A 16,404-nucleotide genomic window follows, 5' to 3' on the forward strand; every position below is an offset into this window, starting at 1 on the left:
GCTACCAGCAGAGCACGCCGATCAAAGGGGTCCCTTTTGGATGCCGATAGGGGGTCCCAGTCGAACGCCGATTGACACGCTTGCGCCTGCAAAAGAGACTGAGTCCGGAATACGCATCAAACCCGACGTTCTCCACCCTTCTGAATTTGTGGATTCAGCTACGGCGCGCGGTCGCAAGTTTCTCGAAATCTATATCGTTAAAAATCGACCAATCAATTTGACGCTTGAGTTTTGTCGTCGCCAATTGGTGACATGCGGATGCGCTGAGTGCGCGGAAGCCATATTGATCATGCTCGTCGCCGAGCGTGTGGCCCGTCTGCAAACGTCGCGCGCGACCATCGATATCTTGAGCGCGCATTTCGTCAATCCCGTCGCCGCGCAGTGAATGAAGCACCTCAACGCCTCCCCTAGCGCCAGCATTACGCAACAGCCTGTTGAGGTTTTTGGATGTGCTTTTGGCTGGGTCTTTGTATTGATGTACCGCCACCATGGAGAAGTATCCGTGTCGGTATCCCGAAAAGTATCCGCCAAAGCGGGGAGGTATTTGGTTTTCCCCGACTTTCTGCCGGTGTTTCAGATCAGAATCCCGAAAGCGCTTGTTGGTTGCCGAAATGTGCCGCCCCTTAGAATGGGCTTGGGTGCTGTGTCACGACGTGAGGCGCGCCGGCTTGCGGACGAGCTTGCCGTCATGGCGCGGCCGTCTGATAGTACGGGACACCCCATAGCCTGGTCGCGGCGACCGCAGGCGCGCCGCCGTTGAGTTTCAGGTAGATCCTCCACAGGGCGCCGCCGCTGGTCCCTTGGTAGTCCCCCGGGAGTTTGAAGTCCGGATATTCCGTCGGCGCGAACTCCATGAGGACGTAGCCGGCGACCTGTCGCTCCGCCGAGATCGTGCCATTCGAGAACAGGGCCTTGAATCCTTTCCTGCGCTCGCCGGCCCGTTCTGCCGGCAGATCCTTCGTGCGCTCGTCGATCATGCCGACGATCGCATCTGTCGAATTCGGCGAAGGCGCCGCCTGGCACGCGTCGGATCGATGTTTCAGCAGGTTGTAGAATGAGCCGATCGCCTCGAACCAACCGACGGTCTCTACCGGAAGCCGAAGGAAACCGAGATCCGGCCCGTCCGGGCCGAAGTTGTCGCCCCGCAGCGCGATCTTTACGCTGTTCGCCATTTCGATCTGGCGCTTGCGATAGTGCATGGTCTCGCCCCGATATTCGACGATTCCCACCGCACCGTTGTCAGGCAAGTTCGCCAGCACGTGCGCCGCGGTAAGGACACCATGGAGTCTGCCGATGCGGACAAGAGTCCCTGATCCGGCGCCGATCGCATCTTCGACCCTGTCGTGAACCTCAAGCTTGACGAATCCGACGGTGTAGGCGGCCACGGCGTTGCCGATGGCGGCCGTGGGGATCGTGACGGTTCGTTCCATCGCCCCCTCCTATCTCAGTCTCTTGTAGCCCCGGGCCTTCGAGCACTCGACGACCTTCTGGCACTCGCCGTCGATCAGCAGCCACTTCAATTTCAACCATTCCTGCGTCAGCGTTTCGGAGAACTCGACGGGCATCTTCCCGTCGCCATTGGCCCTACCGAACTTCCAGAGCTCGAACGGCGGCTTCGGATCGCTCCCGCGCACGAAGAGCCGCCCATGAGCCAGAGCGTCTCTGATCAGGACGACCGATTCGTCGATCCTGTGCTCTTTCTCATGATCCTCGAGACAACGATGGTAGTCTTTGATGAGGTCACCCAAGGAAGCGAAGTCCGTCAGGTAGTTCCGGCAGGCGACCTTGTCGCCCATCTTCGGAAAACCGGAGCACTGACCGTACTTTTCGACCAGGAAGCCGCGCAACAAGGATTCGAGCGCCTGAAGATTCAGGACGATGTTGCCTACCCCGTTGATGTGATCCTTTTCTTCCATTGCCTCCCCCTACGCTTTTCGACCGCTTCGACCTGTCCTAGTTCCACAAGACTCCGCTCGCCAGTTTACGCGCGCGCGTGCGCAGCCACGCGTATCGCTTCTTCTTTGCCTCTCTGGCCTCCGCCGACGCCGCGTAGCTTACCATGTAGTTCAGGAGGGGTTTGAGTGGCTTGCGCATCGCCACAAGCATCCGTTTGAAGCGGTATTCATGCGTGAAATAGAAGGCGCCCGCGATGATGAACGAGAGCGATAACATCATGATGGACTGAAGCAGTTTCGGTGGAAGATCCGCGGGATGAAGCACGGGCGCGGCGTAGAGCGCGGCGATGGCTTGGGCCATCAGGATGCCAGCCAGAACGGCGAGAAACTTGATGACGAGCCAGGTCATGGCCGCCGTTATCCACTCAACGAGCATGAGACGGTTCGCACAGCCAAAAATGCCGCTCACGAGATAGCTCATAAACTGGGGCAGCACGACGGCGACGTAAATCGAGGAGATCAGATAACGCTCATCGTGGAAATCCATCGACGTCTTCTGAAACCAAACGACGAAGCCGCCGACAAACGAAGCGCCGCTAAGAATGGAGCCCGGTATGCTCCGCTCGTTCGCCCATACGTAATAGAACAGGCCGGAAAACAAGGTGAGCATCAGCCAGAACGCGTACCATATGGTGAAGACGTGACCGGGATGTTTGCGCCGCAGATACAGCGAGGCGACCACGAGGCCGCCCAGCAGGGCAACATCGGCGACGCCGAGGGCGATGTACGTTGTCCAGCTGCTCATCGTGTTCCTTTCATCGTCTGATCGCTGAACTCCAATGCGTTGTCGAGCGACACTCTGCCCTTCTAGCACCTGACGTCTTGGATCTCGCCGCGTGCTCCGACGAGCGCGATTTCGATCCCTGCGGCCGCGCAGCGGGGCGCCAGCTTGCGGCCGATGCGCAGCGTGACCTCGGTCTTCGGCATCACTGCCACCAGTCGGCTACCCGGCGGTTTCATCATCAGGCGGCCGACGATCTCGCAGAATCCCTTGTCGAGGCGGGAGAGACGTCCGCGATGGCGCGTCTCGATCGCGCCGCCTTTGCACTCGGCTTCGATGGTCACGCCATCGGCGTCGGCGACCACGTCTCCGATGCCCGGTCGCGAATGGACAATGATCCTGCGGCCGGCGTCGTCCTGGTAGGTCCCGCCGAACGCGGTGCGACCCCGCTCGATGCGCTTGAAGCCTCGCTTCTCGAGCCATCCTGGAAAATCGAACTGGGTCGCGTGCTGACCGTCCGGATGAATCCGGACTTCCCGGACCGGCTCCGTCTCCAGCAGATGCATTGCATAGGCCAGCATCACCGCACCTTCGTAGAGGTGCCGATCTGGCTTGCCGGTTTCGGCACCCGCCGTGGCTGGCCGTTCGATGATAAGATCGTCGAAAGTCATCCTTCCCTCGTCGCGTCAGATGCAACTCAAAGGAGTATCATAGCCTCAATATCGCCCGGTGCCGACTCGGGATACTGACAGCCGGCAACCGCGAGGTTGGCGCTGGCCGAATTCCCAGCGTCGCGCCGGCAAACCATTTCTCATAGGCCTCCAATCGAACTCCAGGATCAGGGCAAAAGCGATAACTCTGGTGCTTTGTGGGTGGTAATAACTCTGGATCGCACCATTCTTCCTCGCCAATTTACACAACTATAGGTAACATCGTGACCATTGCTCACCAAAGGCATTGAGAATGACCGGCGAATTGGCAGGCGACCAACCTAAGAAGCGGATAGCACTCTTCCTCGATGGCACGTGGAATACGACCAACGACAACACAAACGTCTGGCGACTCCGCGCACTTACCGCCCCTCTCGGTGCAGACCAGGTCAGGCAGTCGATCTACTACAACTCCGGCCTTGGAACACAGGTCGGCAGCAAAGTGCGCGGCGGAATGTTCGGCGTCGGCATCGACGACATACTCCTCGAAACCTATCAATGGCTCATCGAGAACTACAACGACGGCGACGACATCTTCATCTTCGGTTTTTCCCGGGGATCCTACACGGCGCGCAGTCTGTCCGGCTTCGTCTCCCGGTGCGGCGTGCTGAAGCCCGGCGGGCCGCTCTCGATCAAGCAGCTTTACGATCGCTACCGCTTGGGATTGACGGTGCCCTCGATCGAGCGCCTTCTGAACCACCCTCCGAAGAATCCCACGCTGGAAGAGGAATGGCTGGTCCGGTACTCGCGCTTCGTGAACATCAAGTTCCTGGGCGTGTTCGATACCGTCGGATCCCTCGGCGTTCCCGTGGGCATCAGCCGCTTCAAAAAAAGCCATTCCTTTCTCAACACCAGCCTTCGCACCCCAAATATCGCAGCGGCGCACGCGCTGGCGATCGATGAGCACCGCCCAGATTTCGCACCTACGCTATGGACCAGGAGTGTCCCTAAGGATCCGAAAGCGGATCAACCGAGGGCTCCCCGTTCGCTGGCGGAGGCGGAGCAGCGCTGGTTCGTGGGCGCGCACGCCAATGTCGGCGGCGGCTATTCGAACGACCTCTTGTCACAGAGGCCGTTCGCCTGGATGATGAAGCGGGCCGCCGCCCAAGGGCTGTCATTTCGCAGTGATGTCGACCAGTTTTCTCCCAAAATCAGGTCACCCGTCATCGACTCCTACGGAAGCTTTCTCGGCGGTTTCTACAGATATCTGCAAAGAGAATATCAGCGACCGATCGGGGGTGATCCCATTGATTCGAGCGTCGCCATCGAAAGTCCCATCAACGAGACGATCGACAGTTCAGTCCTCGAGCGATGGCAGAGCGACGAGTCGTACAGGCCCAAGAATCTTTCGCAGTGGGCTGAACGAAGGAAGGCGAACCTGGCCAAGCTTTCCGGATCGTTGCGTACAGACGATCTCTCGCCTGTGCCGAGCGATTAAGGCGTGAATGTCGTTGAAGTGCAGCATACCGCAATCGATGCAAGTGAGTGAGGGTATCCGATGCGCCTCGCTAGGCTGAGCATCAGGAATTTCCGAAACTTTCGTGCCATCGACGTTCCCCTCTCCGGAAACGTGGTGTTTTTGGGAGAGAACCGGGTCGGCAAGAGTAACCTGCTGTTCGCGATCCGGCTCATTCTAGATCCGAACTTGCCGGACTCGGCCCGTCAGCTCAGGCTGTCGGACTTCTGGGACGGCTATGCTCAAACCTACGACGATCCGATCGAGGTGCACCTCGAACTTGCCGACTTCATGGGAGATCCGGCGCTCGTCGCCCTGCTGACCGATTTTCGAACGCCTCCCGATCCGACGACCGCCCGGCTGAGCTACGTCTTCCGGAAGAGGCCTGGAGTGACGGGCATCCCCCAGACCAGCGCCGACTTCGACTTCGTCGTGTTCGGAGGTGGGGACGAGACCCGGGCCGTGCCTGGCCGGGTGCGCCGGAGGATCGCGATTGACGTGCTGGACGCCTTGCGCGACGCTGAGGCCCAGCTCGCGACCTGGCGCAGTTCTCCTCTCCGCCATCTTCTGGAGGAGGCGATTTCTGCCATACCGTCAGCAGATCTGGACGCGGTAGCTGCGGAGCTCGATAAGGCAACCAAGGCGCTGGAGGGCTTTCCGACGATAAAAGCCCTCGAAGACGAACTGAGGGCCGGTATCCTTCACTTGTCCGGGAAGGCGCACGACATCGATGCCCGGCTCAGGTTCGCCCCCTCCGATCCGCTCCGGCTCTTCCGGGCGATCGCGATGTTCATCGATGGAGGCAAACGGGGCATAGCCGAAGCGAGCCTGGGATCGGCCAACTTGGCGCTGCTCGCACTGAAACTGGCCGAGTTCGCCTGGCGCCGCAAAAAGAACGACCGGAACTTCTCGCTTCTATGCATCGAGGAGCCCGAGGCGCATTTGCACCCGCAACTTCAGCGATCCGTGTTCACGAAGCTATTCAGTGGTGCCGATTCTACGCAGGCACTGATCGTCACCAGCCATTCGCCGACATTGGCTGCGGTGACCCCGCTGCGCTCGATCGTACAACTGAGGGGCCGCAACGGAGCAACGGAGGCATTTTCGCTGGCGGCGCTCCCGGTCAGCGCCGACCAACTCGACGATCTCGAAAGCTATCTGAATGCGACGCGGGCGGAGTTGCTGTTCGCCCGGGGCGTGCTCTTCGTCGAAGGCGATGCGGAGGAAGCCTTGGTCCCCGTTTTCGCGCAGTCGATGGGCCAGCCGCTAGACGAACTCGGGATCACGGTCTGTAACGTAGCGGGCGTCAATTTCAACCCTTACGTCAAACTAGCCGAGTCCTTGAGCCTGCCTTATGCCGTGATCACGGATTGGGACCCGCTGGATGGATCGAAACCGCCATTGGGCCGCAAGCGAACGATCGATCTCTGGCACGATATGGTCGAGGTCCGTCGACTGCCCGCGATGACGCCTGCACAACGGGCGGAATGGGAAACCAAGAGCTTCGCCGACTTCGCTCCGGCGGCGGCAAATTCAGGCGTTTTCCTGAACGATCGAACGTTTGAAGTGTCGATTGCCAGCACGCCGGTGCTCCTGAATCCGCTTCTCGACATCCTCGACCAGCAAGGATTCGGATCGACGCGGTCCGGCCGCATCGCCGCTTGGCGCTCGGGCACGGCACCCGTGGATCCGACGCAGTTGCTTGCCATGATCGCGGATATCGGCAAGGGACGGCTGGGCTCCCGGCTAAGCAAAAGGATGATTGGTCTCCCTCCGCCGCAGTATATCGCGAACGCGATCGCATTCGTGGTCAGCCGTGTCTGATACCCGCAGATTGTTAGAGGCGCTCGAAGAACTCCAGGGTAACCCCGAGCAGTTGACCGCTGCTCGTGAGACAGGGCATTGCGTCGTCTTGGCCGGCCCCGGCAGCGGCAAGACCAAGACCCTCACGACCGCCATGGCGCGGGCTCTGATCGAAGACGTGGTCGATCCGCGCGGCGTCGCCTGCATCACTTACAGCAACGAGTGCGTCGCGGAGCTCGAGACCCGCCTGGCGAAGCTCGGAATCGGCCCGGGCGACCGCGCTTTCATCGGCACGGTTCACGGGTTCGCGCTGAGCCAGGTCATTTCGCCCTATGCGCGCTGCGTACCGGTCGGCCTGCCCGCGGACTTCAGGGTCGCGACGCGGGCGCAATCGCGCGCCGCGGTGGAGGCCGCTCACGCCGCAGTGATCGGCGGCGCCGAAGATCCGCATCGGCGCTGGCAGTTCGCCGTCGAGAAGCGGCGCCGTGACGTGCATCGCAGCCGGCCGGAGTGGAGAGGGCTGAACCCCGAACTGGCGGACTTCATCGAGGCTTACGAAGCAGAACTGCGACACCGAGGGCTCATCGATTACGACGACATGCCGCTCCTCGCCTACCGCATGATCAAGGAATACGAGTGGATACGGGACGCGATCAGTGCACGCTTCCCGGTATTGTTTGTCGATGAATATCAGGATCTCGGGCACGCGCTGCACGAACTCGTGCTGCTTCTCTGCTTCGGCGGAGGCATCCGACTATTCGCGGTCGGCGACGCCGACCAATCGATCTACGGATTCAACGGTGCCAACCCGGAGCTTTTGGTGGGTCTTACGGAGCGTGCAGATGTCCGAACGATCCGGCTACGGTTCAACTACCGGTCCGGCAAGAAGATCATCCGGGCCTCGCTCGGCGCGCTCGGCGAGGAGCGCGACTACCGGGAAATCGACGGGGCGCCGGACGGGGAGTTGGCGTTCTACGCCGTCCCGCTCGGTCTCGATCAGCAGGCGCAGACCATCGCCACGACCATCATCCCGGATATTCTCGCAAAGGGCATCCCGCCGGGCGAGATCGCCGTCCTTTATCGAGCGGGTTGGCATGGCGACAAGGTCGCAGAGGCTTTGAGAGAGGCCGACATTCCGTTCGTCCGGGCAGACCCCAAGGGACTGGTTCGACGAAGCTCGCGGCTTGCTTGTTTCATAGAGGATTGCGCACGGTGGGCGACTGGTGGATGGCGGGACGCCGATCCTCGCTACAGCCGCCTGCTCTCACGCGCCGCCGCGCTCGTCTATGGAGGGAACGCGAGCGAGAACGAAATGCAGGAGCTATCGGACCGACTTATCGCCTTTTTGAACTCTTCCATGGGCACTGGGGAGAGCACGCACGTTTGGCTCCAACGGTACCAACGTGAATTGATTGAGCCATGGCAGGCGATCACGCGCAATTCGGAACAGGATTGGGACGTCTGCTCCGAGATGATCTCGAATACTGATCCGGGGAGCGACCTCGACATGTCGCTCAACCGTTTCGCCGGGCGCATCGAAGGTGCCGGCCGCGTCACCTTGACAACGTTGCACAGCGCGAAGGGCAGGGAATTCGACGCCGTCATCATGTACGGCGTCAACGCCGCCGATCTCCCGAACAACCGGGACAGGCAGACCCCGCACGGTCTTCGCGAGGCGCGCCGAAGCTTCTATGTCGGCGTCACGCGTCCCAGGAAATCGCTAAGCCTGGTCTTCCAGGAGCATCACCATTCACCGTGGGTCTACGAGCTCGCGCAGCGTAGCGAAAGCTAAGTCGAGTTGCGGCTCTGTGTCGTTCTCGGTCTGCAGCGACGCGAGCGAGCCCCCTAGAAGTCGGACCGGCTTGGGGACGGGAGCTCGTTCCGCAGCAGGGCGACCGCCAAGCGTTCGAGGTCGCTTCGGCTCGAGACTGCAACGGGCACGGATTTGCTGCGCGTGATGATCTCGAAGTCGTTGAACTTCACCTTCAGCGTCACTGTCCGGCCGCGCGAACCCTTGTCCTCGCAGTGCCGCCAGACCTTGTCGATCAGCGTCTGCCTGCTCCATCACCAGCGAAGCCGTCGTGTCGCGCAGCGGGGCTGCGGGCTCGATCCGGCGGATGACGTCCGGCCGGCTGTCGAGACTTAGCGATGCCAGATCCCAGCGATGCTGCCGTCGTGAAGACAAGTACGGCTACGATTGAAGGCGGGGCCTAGTTGTCGGACCGGCACGGCATCCCCGCTGCCTCGCTCGCCAATCGTCGCGCAGCTTCGTTGGCGGCGGGCTGCCGCGCATCGATGGAGGCGACGCGGCAGGTTTCCCTCGCTTGCGCCGCGCCCACGTCACGAAACCCATCTCTTCGAGATGTGGGTGGAGCGGCACCGTGCGCTCCTTCGTGGTCTTGACCGTGCCGGCCTCGGGCGTGATGTGGATGCAGTCGATGCCGTCGATCGTCCTGACGTCGGAAGCACGCAGCTGGGTGATCTCGTTGACCCGGGCCCCCGCATATCCGGAGCGAGAGCAGACCGCTTGTAACGCGAGGCTGTCAGTTCGAGATCTACTCGGTTAGAGCGGTAGACAGGCGGACGACCAGCGGCACGATCCGACGGGAGGCGCCACAAGGCGAACGTCGGACCTTCCAATGCTTACTCTGCGCTTACTTTGAGAAGATCGTAGTAAGCAAGGGAGGCCAAAAATCCAACTAAGATATTGAAAACATTGGCGCGCCCGGAACGATTCGAACGTCCGACCCTCAGATTCGTAGTCTGATTCTGGTCGTTGATCGTGCCGGAGGGGACTAGTTGGCCTCCTTGCCCAGCGCAACCCCAGCCAGGTCGAGGGCTGGAATCTTACAAAGCTCGCGGAAAAGGGCCTCGACCGGAAATTCTCCGTACGAATCGGCGACCGACTTCGATCCATGGCCTGTGATCGCATTCAGAATATCTTGCGCAAGCCCATGCTTTCGTCCAAGCGTCTTGATCCGGTGGCGCCAGGAATGGCTTGGGGACAGTCGAGGGTCCTTCAATCCAAGCTGACGCACGAACCTTCCGATCATCTTGGTGCCATTGCCACCGCGCTTACCGAACTTGTCTGGAGAAAGCTCGGCGAACAGAGGACCGGATTTGGCCTGGGCGACGAAGTTGAGAAAGCCGCTGTCAATCAGCGCAGGGTGAACGGGGACTACTCGCTCTGATCCAGAAGTCTTGAGCGAGCCTGCTTCCGGAACGAATTTCATGCACCAGATGTCCTCGACCTTCAGGACGTCCTCGCGCCGCAGCTGGCAGATCTCAGATAGTCGCGCTCCAGTGTATGCGCCAATCCAGGGCACCCACCTCTTGACCGGATCGTTCTCGGAGCGCGCGGCGCGAAGGATGGTTTTGGCCTCCTCATCGGTGAAGCTTCGTTTGCGCTCTCCTTGTTTGGCTTTGACATCCAGCGAAACGCCTTCGGCAGCATTGGAGCTAACCAGCTTGTTCTGTAGTCCCCATTGCAGGATTGCCCGCACTGGCGACAACTTCGAACCTTGGATGGTCTTCGCCCGCAATCCCGCGGCCACCAACGCGCGCTTCCAGTCGAGGAGATTCTCAGCGGTCAAGCGATGGGCATCTGTATGCCCTAGATATTTTTCTAGTTCCCGGATGACGCGTGACCATTCGTAAACAGTCTTTGCGACCGGCCGCCGCTCGGCTTTCCATCCATCTAGAAGATCCTGGAATGTGACGGCTCGCTGTGGCGAGCGAGCGACTGACCCGCCCTGCGATACAGACAAATTCGGGAAGGGAAACTCTGGAACGGTTTCCCCTTTTCCCAACTTGGCTAGCACCAAACTTGCGCGCTGTATGGCAGCTCCAATAGCGCGAGCCATGGTTCGTCGATTTTGCCAATCCTCAGAAAACCCGTGAGCGCTCAGGTAGCCGCCCGCGGCCTCCAAACAGGCCTGTTCCATTCGAGCGATCTTGTACAACTCCGGCTCGGGAGAAAAGAGATCGACCGACTGCGCACGAGCCGCATCTTTTTCTTCCCTGGCCGACGGAGGGCCAAAGAGCCGATCCCCAAGGTCGGTGTCCCAGCCGGTTTGTTGACTGGGATTGTCCCTGTACTGCTCCAACCAGCGGTCATACGAGACGATTGCGAGTTGGTGCGCTTCACGCTCGGTCAGAGGTTTCGGCCCTGCGCGCAGATTGGCCCATCGAGCCTCCAGCTCGGCGAGCGCTTTCGAATGCCGGACTTTCGCCTCTGCAGGATCGCGGGTCTGCAGACTCACCTTCTCCTCGCGCTTGCCGATGAGCTTGCGCAGGTCGTCGGGGACGACCTTTCGAAGTTGATAGATCCCGGTTTTCGGGTGCTTCCATGGACGTGACATTGCAAGCGGCATTGTACCACCGTTTTGTACCAAAACCGTAGCGCTAAGCCGTTGAATTTGCTGAATTGCTTTGGATATCAGGCCCTTAGAAGAGCCGTGGTGCCCAGGGGCGGAATCGAACCACCGACACTGCGATTTTCAGTCGCATGCTCTACCAACTGAGCTACCTGGGCGTGCTCCAAAGAGGGGCCAAAGAGAAGGTCAAGGCCTATGGAGCGGGCGGTTTATAGTGGGCTGGAAGCGGCCTGTCCACCCGGCTTCGCCAAGAGGCTTCGCCGGGCGCGGCCCGGCTGTGCACAAGGTGGGGCGGGCTTGCCGCGGCTCGCTCGGGGCGGATCGGACCATCAACTAAACCGCTGACATTGCTTTGTTATTCTTCACCATCCACTTCGTCATCGCGGCCGGGGATGACGTAGGAGCCCTTCAGCCAGCGGTTCAGATCGACGTCGCGGCAGCGCGACGAGCAGAACGGGCGGGTGGCCTCTGACTGCGGCTTGCCGCAGATCGGGCAGGTTTTGAGGGGACCGGCGGGCTTTTTGAGGGGGTCGTCCATGGGGGCGGCAGCTTACACGAGGTGACAGGGGTCAAGAGCCTGTCGGCAAACAGGTTCCCGGGATCGCGGCGCACGCGATGGCGACGGAGCGCGCGGGCCGATTCTACTGTGCATGGGGTTGTTTTCGCGTTTTTTGTTGACGCTCACACGGCGACAGCGTTGAGCCAGCCGAAGCGGATCGGAAATCCCTCGCCGCCGAGCAAGGTCGTGGTCTCGTAGAGCGGCAGGCCGACGACGTTGGTGTAGGAGCCGACCATCTTGACCACGAACGACCCGGCGATGCCCTGCACCGCATAGCCGCCGGCTTTGCCGCGCCATTCGCCGGAGCCGATATAGGCCTGGATGTCGTCTTCCGACAGCCGCTTGAAGCGGACCCGGGTCTCGACCAGCCGCTGGCGGAAGGCCTCGCGCGGCGTGACCAGACAGATCGCGGTGTAGACGCGATGGTTGCGGCCGGACAGCAGCCGCAGGCACTGCGCGGCTTCGTCGACGAGGTTGGCCTTGGGCAGGATGCGTCGGCCGACCGCCACCACCGTGTCGGCTGAGAGGATGAAGGCGCCGCGCAGTTCGTCGTCGAGCTGGACTGATTTGAGCGCCGCATCGGCCTTGGCTCGGGCGAGGCGGTTGGCGCAGGCGCGCGGCAGCTCGCCCCGCTTCGGCGTCTCGTCGACGTCGGCGGGCCGGAGCGCATCGGGCTCGATGCCGGCCTGGTTGAGCAGCGACAGGCGCCGCGGCGAACCGGAGGCAAGAACGAATTTGGGGCGGCCAAGCATCAGGTGATTTTGGGAGGACGAAGCAGGGGTGAATTGCGCGCGGAACCTATCGGAAGGGGGCTGATTTCACAACCCGGGAACCCGGACTTTACTGATTCGGGGACCTCGGGATGCGTGTGCCCACAGTCTGTGACGCCGGTGTTACGGGAACTACCCGCTCGCCGCCCCCACCTTCGCGAACCGCCGCCGGATGCGCATCAGGAGCTGGTCGCAGACCTCGCGGTAGGCGGCGAGCTTCTGATCGCGGCTGCCTTCGATGGTGGTGGGATCATGCGTCGGCCAGTATTCGATGTCGGCGGCAAGCGTCCTGGTCAGCTCCAGCGCCTTGTGATGCGCCTCGGGCGAGAGGGTGATGATGAGGTCGAAATTCAGCCCCTCCCAATCCTCCAGCTCCTCGAACGTCTGCGGCTTGTGCGTGGAGATGTCTTGTCCCAATTCGTCCATCACCGCGACCGCGAAGGGATCGAGCTCGCCCTTCCTCGCCCCGGCCGACTTCACGTAGAGGCCTTGTGGAAACATGTGCCGCAGCAGGCTCTCGGCCATCGGCGAGCGCACGCTGTTCATCGCGCAGGCGAACAGCACGGATTGCGGATCGCGTGCGCGTGGCGGACCCGCCATCGCCGCCTAGCCCTCTTTGATCGAGGGCACGGCGTTGTCGGCAAACCGCTGCACGCTTTTCCGGGCCATGCCCTAGCCCTTCCAATGCAGAACGGTGATGAGTGTGAACAGCCGGCGCGAAGTCTCGAAGTCGACCCGGACCTTGCCCTTCAGCCGCTCCTGCAGCGTGCGCGAGCCCTCGTCGTGGATACCGCGGCGGCCCATGTCGATGGCCTCGATCTTGTCCGGTGTCGCTGTCCGGATCGCCTGGTAGTAACTGTCGCAAATCATGAAATAGTCCTTCACGATCCGCCGGAACGGCGTCAGCGACAACAGATGAGCGACCACGGGCGTGCCGTCCTCGCGGCGGATGTCGAACATCAGCCGGCTGCCGGTGATGCCGATATGCAGCGTGAACGGCCCCTTACCGTCGGCACCCTCGGGCGCGAACAGGTTCTGCTCGATCAGATCGTAGATCGCGATCGCGCGCTCATGCTCGATGTCCGGTCCGGAACGGCCGATCGATTCCTCGTCGAGGGTGACCGCGACGATACGATTGGTCGAGTCGTCCTGTTCGGGCGGCTTTGTCATGACAGATTGAGGCGCAATCCGATCGAGCGCGAATGGGCGTCCAAGCCTTCCGCCTTTCCGAGCGTCATGGCAGCCGGACCCAGCGCGCGCAGCTGATCGGGACCGCATTTCAGGATCGAGGTGCGCTTGATGAAATCGTGCACCGACAGGCCTGACGAGAACCGCGCCGAGCGCGCCGTCGGCAGCACATGGTTGGAGCCGCCGACATAATCGCCGATCGCCTCCGGCGTATGTGCGCCGAGGAACACCGCGCCGGCATTGCGAATCTTGGCGGCGAGCGCATCCGGATCCGCCGTCATAATCTCGAGATGCTCGGCGGCGATCGCGTCCGCGAGCGGGATGGCGTCGTTGAGATTTTCCACCATGATGATCGCGCCGAAATCGGCCCAGGAGCGGCCTGCGATCGCGGCGCGCGGCAGCGTCTTCAGCTGGGCTTCGACGGCGTTTTCGACATCGGCGGCAAGGCGCGCGGAATCGGTGATCAGGATCGATTGCGCGCTGGCATCGTGCTCGGCCTGTGCCAACAGGTCCGCGGCGATCCAGTCGGCATTGCCGGTGTCGTCGGCAATCACCAGCACCTCGGAGGGGCCGGCGATCATGTCGATCCCGACCTTGCCGAACACCAGCCGCTTTGCGGCGGCGACATAGGCATTGCCGGGGCCGACGATCTTTGCGACCGGCGCGATCGTCGCCGTGCCGTGGGCGAGCGCGGCCACCGCCTGCGCGCCGCCGACGCGGTAGATTTCTGTGACGCCGCCGAGCCTGGCTGCCGCAAGCACCAGCGGGTTGAGCTTGCCGTCGGGCGCCGGCACCACCATTACCAGGCGCGAAACGCCGGCAACCCTCGCCGGCACCGCATTCATCAGCACCGAGGACGGATAGGCCGCAGTCCCTCCAGGCACGTAGAGGCCGGCGGATTCGATCGCAGTGTAGCGCCAGCCGAGCTCGACGCCGAGCGGGTCGGTAAAGCGTTCGTCCTTCGGGAGCTGACGCGAATGGTAGCTCTCGATCCGGTCGCGCGCGAGCTTGAGGGCATCCAGCGTCGCGCCATCGCAGGCCTTCACAGCGTCCTCGATCTCGCCGGCGGTGACGCGCAGGGAGGTCGCATCCAGCGTCAGCCGGTCGTATTTTTGCGTGGCCTCGAGCAGCGCGGCATCGCCGCGCCTGGCGACATCGTCGACGATCGCGCGCGCCGCGGCCTCGACGTCGGCCGAAGCCTCGCGCTTGGCGGCGAGGAAGGCTACGAATCGCTGGTCAAAATCGGCGCTGCTGCGGTCGAGGCGAACGGGCATGTTTCGATGAGCTTTTGGCTGGTCTTCGGGGGCGGATCGGCGTCGCAAGACCCCTGCTCAATGGCGCGGCGGCCCCCCGGCGTCAACCCTTGGCCGGGAGGACACCGGAGCAAGTTTCGCTGGTATATCGCAAGCGGGCCTTACCCCTCCCCCTCCATCTCGACCCCGATCCCCAGATCATCCGCCCCGAGGTCGGTCAGCTCGCATTCCAGGCATTCGACGTCGAGGCGGATGGCGCCGCCTTGGGCGAACAGCAACAACGCGCTGCCTCCGGGCTCCTCGCGGCCGTCCTTGGGGTGAAACTCGATCCCAACCAGGTCCAGAACCGCCTCAGGCGCCGCAAGATCGATGTCGCGCGACTTGCAGGCAAGCACGCGGTCGAAACGGAGCGCCGAAACCAGCCGGCGCGGCTCGGCCTCCCCGTCCAGCGTCTGCTCCCAGTCCAGCCGGCTCATGCCGACCACCAGGCGCTTCTCGGCCTGCCGCCAGATGATGTCGGAGGCTTGCACCCGGGCATCCTGCACATGAGTCGAGATCACGGCGAGATCATCGGCATCGAGCGCGATCAGCTTAAGCTGGGAAGACATCGCCGACAGTTCTCCTTCGGGGCGGATAGGCCTCAACGCGCGGAGGTGCCAGAATATCCAATCCTCAGTCCCTGAAGAACGCCAGCAGGTCGGCGTTGATCGCCTCGGCGTGCGTGGTCGGCATGCCGTGCGGAAAGCCCTTGTAGGTCTTCAGCGTGCCGTTCTTCAGCAGCTTCGCCGACAGCGGCGCGGAATCGGCGTAAGGCACGATCTGGTCGTCGTCGCCATGCATCACCAGCACGGGCACGTTGATCTTCTTCAGATCCTCGGTGAAGTCGGTCTGCGAGAACGCGACGATGCCGTCGTAATGCGCCTTCGCGCCGCCCATCATGCCTTGCCGCCACCAGTTCTGGATCACCGCTTCCGACGGCTTTGCGCCGGGGCGGTTGTAGCCGTAGAACGGGCCGGCGGCGATCTCGCGGTAGAACGCCGAACGGCCGGCGGCGAGCTGGGTCTGGAAATCGTCGAATACGCTCTTCGGCAGGCCGCCGGGATTGGCCTCCGTCTTCACCATCAGCGGCGGCACCGCGGAGAGGATCGCAGCCTTCGCCACCCGGCTCTCGCCGTGGCGGGCGATGTAATGCACGACCTCACCGCCGCCGGTGGAATGGCCGACGTGAATCGCGTTCTTGAGGTCGAGATGCGCCGTGACGGCCGCGATGTCGTCGGCATAGTGGTCCATGTCGTGACCGTCTGAGACCTGCGCCGAGCGGCCGTGGCCGCGGCGGTCATGCGCGACAACGCGATAGCCACGGGTCACGAAGAACATCATCTGCGCGTCCCAGTCGTCGGAGGACAGCGGCCAGCCATGGCTGAATACGATCGGCTGGCCCGAGCCCCAATCCTTGTAGAATATCTCGACGCCGTCTTTGGTGGTGATGATGGGCATTGGGGAAGCTCCTGCAGTAAGTGCGTCATTCCGGGCACGCGGAGCGTGAACCCGGAAGCCAGAGATTGTTGCGCGAGATTCCGGGTTCATCGCTGCGCGATGCCCCGGAATGACGA

17 protein-coding genes, 1 tRNA gene and 1 pseudogene are annotated in these 16,404 nt (G+C 62.1%); 4 read left to right on the top strand and 15 right to left on the bottom strand.

From position 1 onward, the window contains the following. Positions 1-154 precede the first annotated feature (154 nt). The 5 genes from AC0L2O_RS33960 to AC0L2O_RS33980 form a co-directional block, all read right to left on the bottom strand. Positions 155-490, bottom strand: coding sequence for a site-specific integrase (locus AC0L2O_RS33960; protein WP_473372833.1), 336 nt, complete (start codon positions 488-490; stop codon positions 155-157). 196 nt (positions 491-686) lie between these two features. Continuing rightward, the gene (locus AC0L2O_RS33965) at positions 687-1,430 is read right to left on the bottom strand and encodes a hypothetical protein (RefSeq protein WP_473372834.1); all 744 of its coding nucleotides are present in this window, start codon (positions 1,428-1,430) and stop codon (positions 687-689) included. Positions 1,431-1,439: 9 nt separating this feature from the next. After that, complete coding sequence (locus tag AC0L2O_RS33970; protein WP_473372835.1) at positions 1,440-1,916, bottom strand: hypothetical protein; 477 nt, start codon at positions 1,914-1,916, stop codon at positions 1,440-1,442. A 37-nt stretch (positions 1,917-1,953) separates the two neighbouring features. After that, positions 1,954-2,700 carry a hypothetical protein gene (locus AC0L2O_RS33975; protein ID WP_473372836.1) on the bottom strand — a complete coding sequence of 249 codons (747 nt, stop codon included), beginning with the start codon at positions 2,698-2,700 and terminating at the stop codon, positions 1,954-1,956. Between the two features lie 62 nt (positions 2,701-2,762). After that, a complete protein-coding gene (locus tag AC0L2O_RS33980; RefSeq protein ID WP_473372837.1) occupies positions 2,763-3,347 on the bottom strand; it encodes a hypothetical protein in 585 nt (194 codons plus the stop codon). A gap of 292 nt (positions 3,348-3,639) precedes the next feature. Between AC0L2O_RS33980 and AC0L2O_RS33985 the strand changes: the two genes are divergently transcribed. The 3 genes from AC0L2O_RS33985 to AC0L2O_RS33995 are packed head-to-tail and all read left to right on the top strand — an operon-like array spanning position 3,640 to position 8,437. Beyond that, the gene (locus tag AC0L2O_RS33985; RefSeq protein WP_473372838.1) at positions 3,640-4,824 is read left to right on the top strand and encodes a DUF2235 domain-containing protein; all 1,185 of its coding nucleotides are present in this window, start codon (positions 3,640-3,642) and stop codon (positions 4,822-4,824) included. Positions 4,825-4,884: 60 nt separating this feature from the next. After that, complete coding sequence (locus AC0L2O_RS33990; RefSeq protein WP_473372839.1) at positions 4,885-6,666, top strand: ATP-dependent nuclease; 1,782 nt, start codon at positions 4,885-4,887, stop codon at positions 6,664-6,666. Then, entirely contained in the window at positions 6,659-8,437 is a 1,779-nt protein-coding gene (locus AC0L2O_RS33995; RefSeq protein ID WP_473372866.1) for an ATP-dependent helicase, read from the top strand. Before AC0L2O_RS33990 ends, AC0L2O_RS33995 begins: the two co-directional genes overlap by 8 nt. On the opposite strand, the pseudogene AC0L2O_RS34000 reads toward AC0L2O_RS33995, so the two are convergent. Continuing rightward, positions 8,396-8,694 (bottom strand): annotated as a pseudogene (locus tag AC0L2O_RS34000) (DinB/UmuC family translesion DNA polymerase); the annotation flags it as partial. The gene AC0L2O_RS33995 and the pseudogene AC0L2O_RS34000 overlap by 42 nt on opposite strands. Here AC0L2O_RS34000 and AC0L2O_RS34005 point away from each other — a divergent pair. After that, complete coding sequence (locus tag AC0L2O_RS34005) at positions 8,600-8,791, top strand: hypothetical protein (protein WP_473372840.1); 192 nt, start codon at positions 8,600-8,602, stop codon at positions 8,789-8,791. The pseudogene AC0L2O_RS34000 and the gene AC0L2O_RS34005 sit on opposite strands and share 95 nt — an antisense overlap. A 649-nt stretch (positions 8,792-9,440) precedes the next feature. Here the strand turns inward: AC0L2O_RS34005 and AC0L2O_RS34010 are convergent. From AC0L2O_RS34010 to AC0L2O_RS34050, 9 genes are all read right to left on the bottom strand, one after another. Continuing rightward, entirely contained in the window at positions 9,441-11,018 is a 1,578-nt protein-coding gene (locus tag AC0L2O_RS34010) for a DUF6538 domain-containing protein (protein WP_473372841.1), read from the bottom strand. A gap of 85 nt (positions 11,019-11,103) precedes the next feature. After that, positions 11,104-11,179: transfer RNA gene (locus AC0L2O_RS34015), tRNA-Phe, on the bottom strand. A gap of 197 nt (positions 11,180-11,376) precedes the next feature. Then, positions 11,377-11,559, bottom strand: coding sequence for a DNA gyrase inhibitor YacG (gene yacG, locus AC0L2O_RS34020; protein ID WP_409190877.1), 183 nt, complete (start codon positions 11,557-11,559; stop codon positions 11,377-11,379). A 143-nt stretch (positions 11,560-11,702) separates the two neighbouring features. Beyond that, the gene (locus AC0L2O_RS34025) at positions 11,703-12,332 is read right to left on the bottom strand and encodes a Maf-like protein (RefSeq protein WP_473372842.1); all 630 of its coding nucleotides are present in this window, start codon (positions 12,330-12,332) and stop codon (positions 11,703-11,705) included. 150 nt (positions 12,333-12,482) lie between these two features. After that, positions 12,483-12,950, bottom strand: a complete 468-nt coding sequence (locus AC0L2O_RS34030; RefSeq protein ID WP_473372843.1) for an arsenate-mycothiol transferase ArsC — start codon at positions 12,948-12,950, stop codon at positions 12,483-12,485. A gap of 72 nt (positions 12,951-13,022) precedes the next feature. After that, on the bottom strand, positions 13,023-13,520 hold the full coding sequence (locus AC0L2O_RS34035) for a UPF0262 family protein (protein ID WP_369719555.1): 498 nt from the start codon (positions 13,518-13,520) through the stop codon (positions 13,023-13,025). Then, the gene (gene hisD / locus AC0L2O_RS34040) at positions 13,517-14,812 is read right to left on the bottom strand and encodes a histidinol dehydrogenase (protein ID WP_473372844.1); all 1,296 of its coding nucleotides are present in this window, start codon (positions 14,810-14,812) and stop codon (positions 13,517-13,519) included. The genes AC0L2O_RS34035 and hisD overlap by 4 nt, the downstream gene beginning before the upstream one ends. Before the next feature lie 140 nt (positions 14,813-14,952). Then, the gene (locus tag AC0L2O_RS34045; RefSeq protein ID WP_473372845.1) at positions 14,953-15,399 is read right to left on the bottom strand and encodes a DUF2948 family protein; all 447 of its coding nucleotides are present in this window, start codon (positions 15,397-15,399) and stop codon (positions 14,953-14,955) included. Positions 15,400-15,463: 64 nt separating this feature from the next. Continuing rightward, positions 15,464-16,288, bottom strand: a complete 825-nt coding sequence (locus AC0L2O_RS34050) for an alpha/beta fold hydrolase (protein ID WP_473372846.1) — start codon at positions 16,286-16,288, stop codon at positions 15,464-15,466. Positions 16,289-16,404: the final 116 nt, after the last annotated feature.

This window comes from Bradyrhizobium sp. Kon10, assembly GCF_055807395.1.

Coding starts and splice junctions, on each gene's coding strand:
- AC0L2O_RS33960 (WP_473372833.1), bottom strand. CDS start 490: ATGGTGGCGGTACATCAATACAAAGACCCAGCCAAAAGCACATCCAAA.
- AC0L2O_RS33965 (WP_473372834.1), bottom strand. CDS start 1,430: ATGGAACGAACCGTCACGATCCCCACGGCCGCCATCGGCAACGCCGTG.
- AC0L2O_RS33970 (WP_473372835.1), bottom strand. CDS start 1,916: ATGGAAGAAAAGGATCACATCAACGGGGTAGGCAACATCGTCCTGAAT.
- AC0L2O_RS33975 (WP_473372836.1), bottom strand. CDS start 2,700: ATGAGCAGCTGGACAACGTACATCGCCCTCGGCGTCGCCGATGTTGCC.
- AC0L2O_RS33980 (WP_473372837.1), bottom strand. CDS start 3,347: ATGACTTTCGACGATCTTATCATCGAACGGCCAGCCACGGCGGGTGCC.
- AC0L2O_RS33985 (WP_473372838.1), top strand. CDS start 3,640: ATGACCGGCGAATTGGCAGGCGACCAACCTAAGAAGCGGATAGCACTC.
- AC0L2O_RS33990 (WP_473372839.1), top strand. CDS start 4,885: ATGCGCCTCGCTAGGCTGAGCATCAGGAATTTCCGAAACTTTCGTGCC.
- AC0L2O_RS34010 (WP_473372841.1), bottom strand. CDS start 11,018: ATGCCGCTTGCAATGTCACGTCCATGGAAGCACCCGAAAACCGGGATC.
- yacG (WP_409190877.1), bottom strand. CDS start 11,559: ATGGACGACCCCCTCAAAAAGCCCGCCGGTCCCCTCAAAACCTGCCCG.
- AC0L2O_RS34025 (WP_473372842.1), bottom strand. CDS start 12,332: ATGCTTGGCCGCCCCAAATTCGTTCTTGCCTCCGGTTCGCCGCGGCGC.
- AC0L2O_RS34030 (WP_473372843.1), bottom strand. CDS start 12,950: ATGGCGGGTCCGCCACGCGCACGCGATCCGCAATCCGTGCTGTTCGCC.
- AC0L2O_RS34035 (WP_369719555.1), bottom strand. CDS start 13,520: ATGACAAAGCCGCCCGAACAGGACGACTCGACCAATCGTATCGTCGCG.
- hisD (WP_473372844.1), bottom strand. CDS start 14,812: ATGCCCGTTCGCCTCGACCGCAGCAGCGCCGATTTTGACCAGCGATTC.
- AC0L2O_RS34045 (WP_473372845.1), bottom strand. CDS start 15,399: ATGTCTTCCCAGCTTAAGCTGATCGCGCTCGATGCCGATGATCTCGCC.
- AC0L2O_RS34050 (WP_473372846.1), bottom strand. CDS start 16,288: ATGCCCATCATCACCACCAAAGACGGCGTCGAGATATTCTACAAGGAT.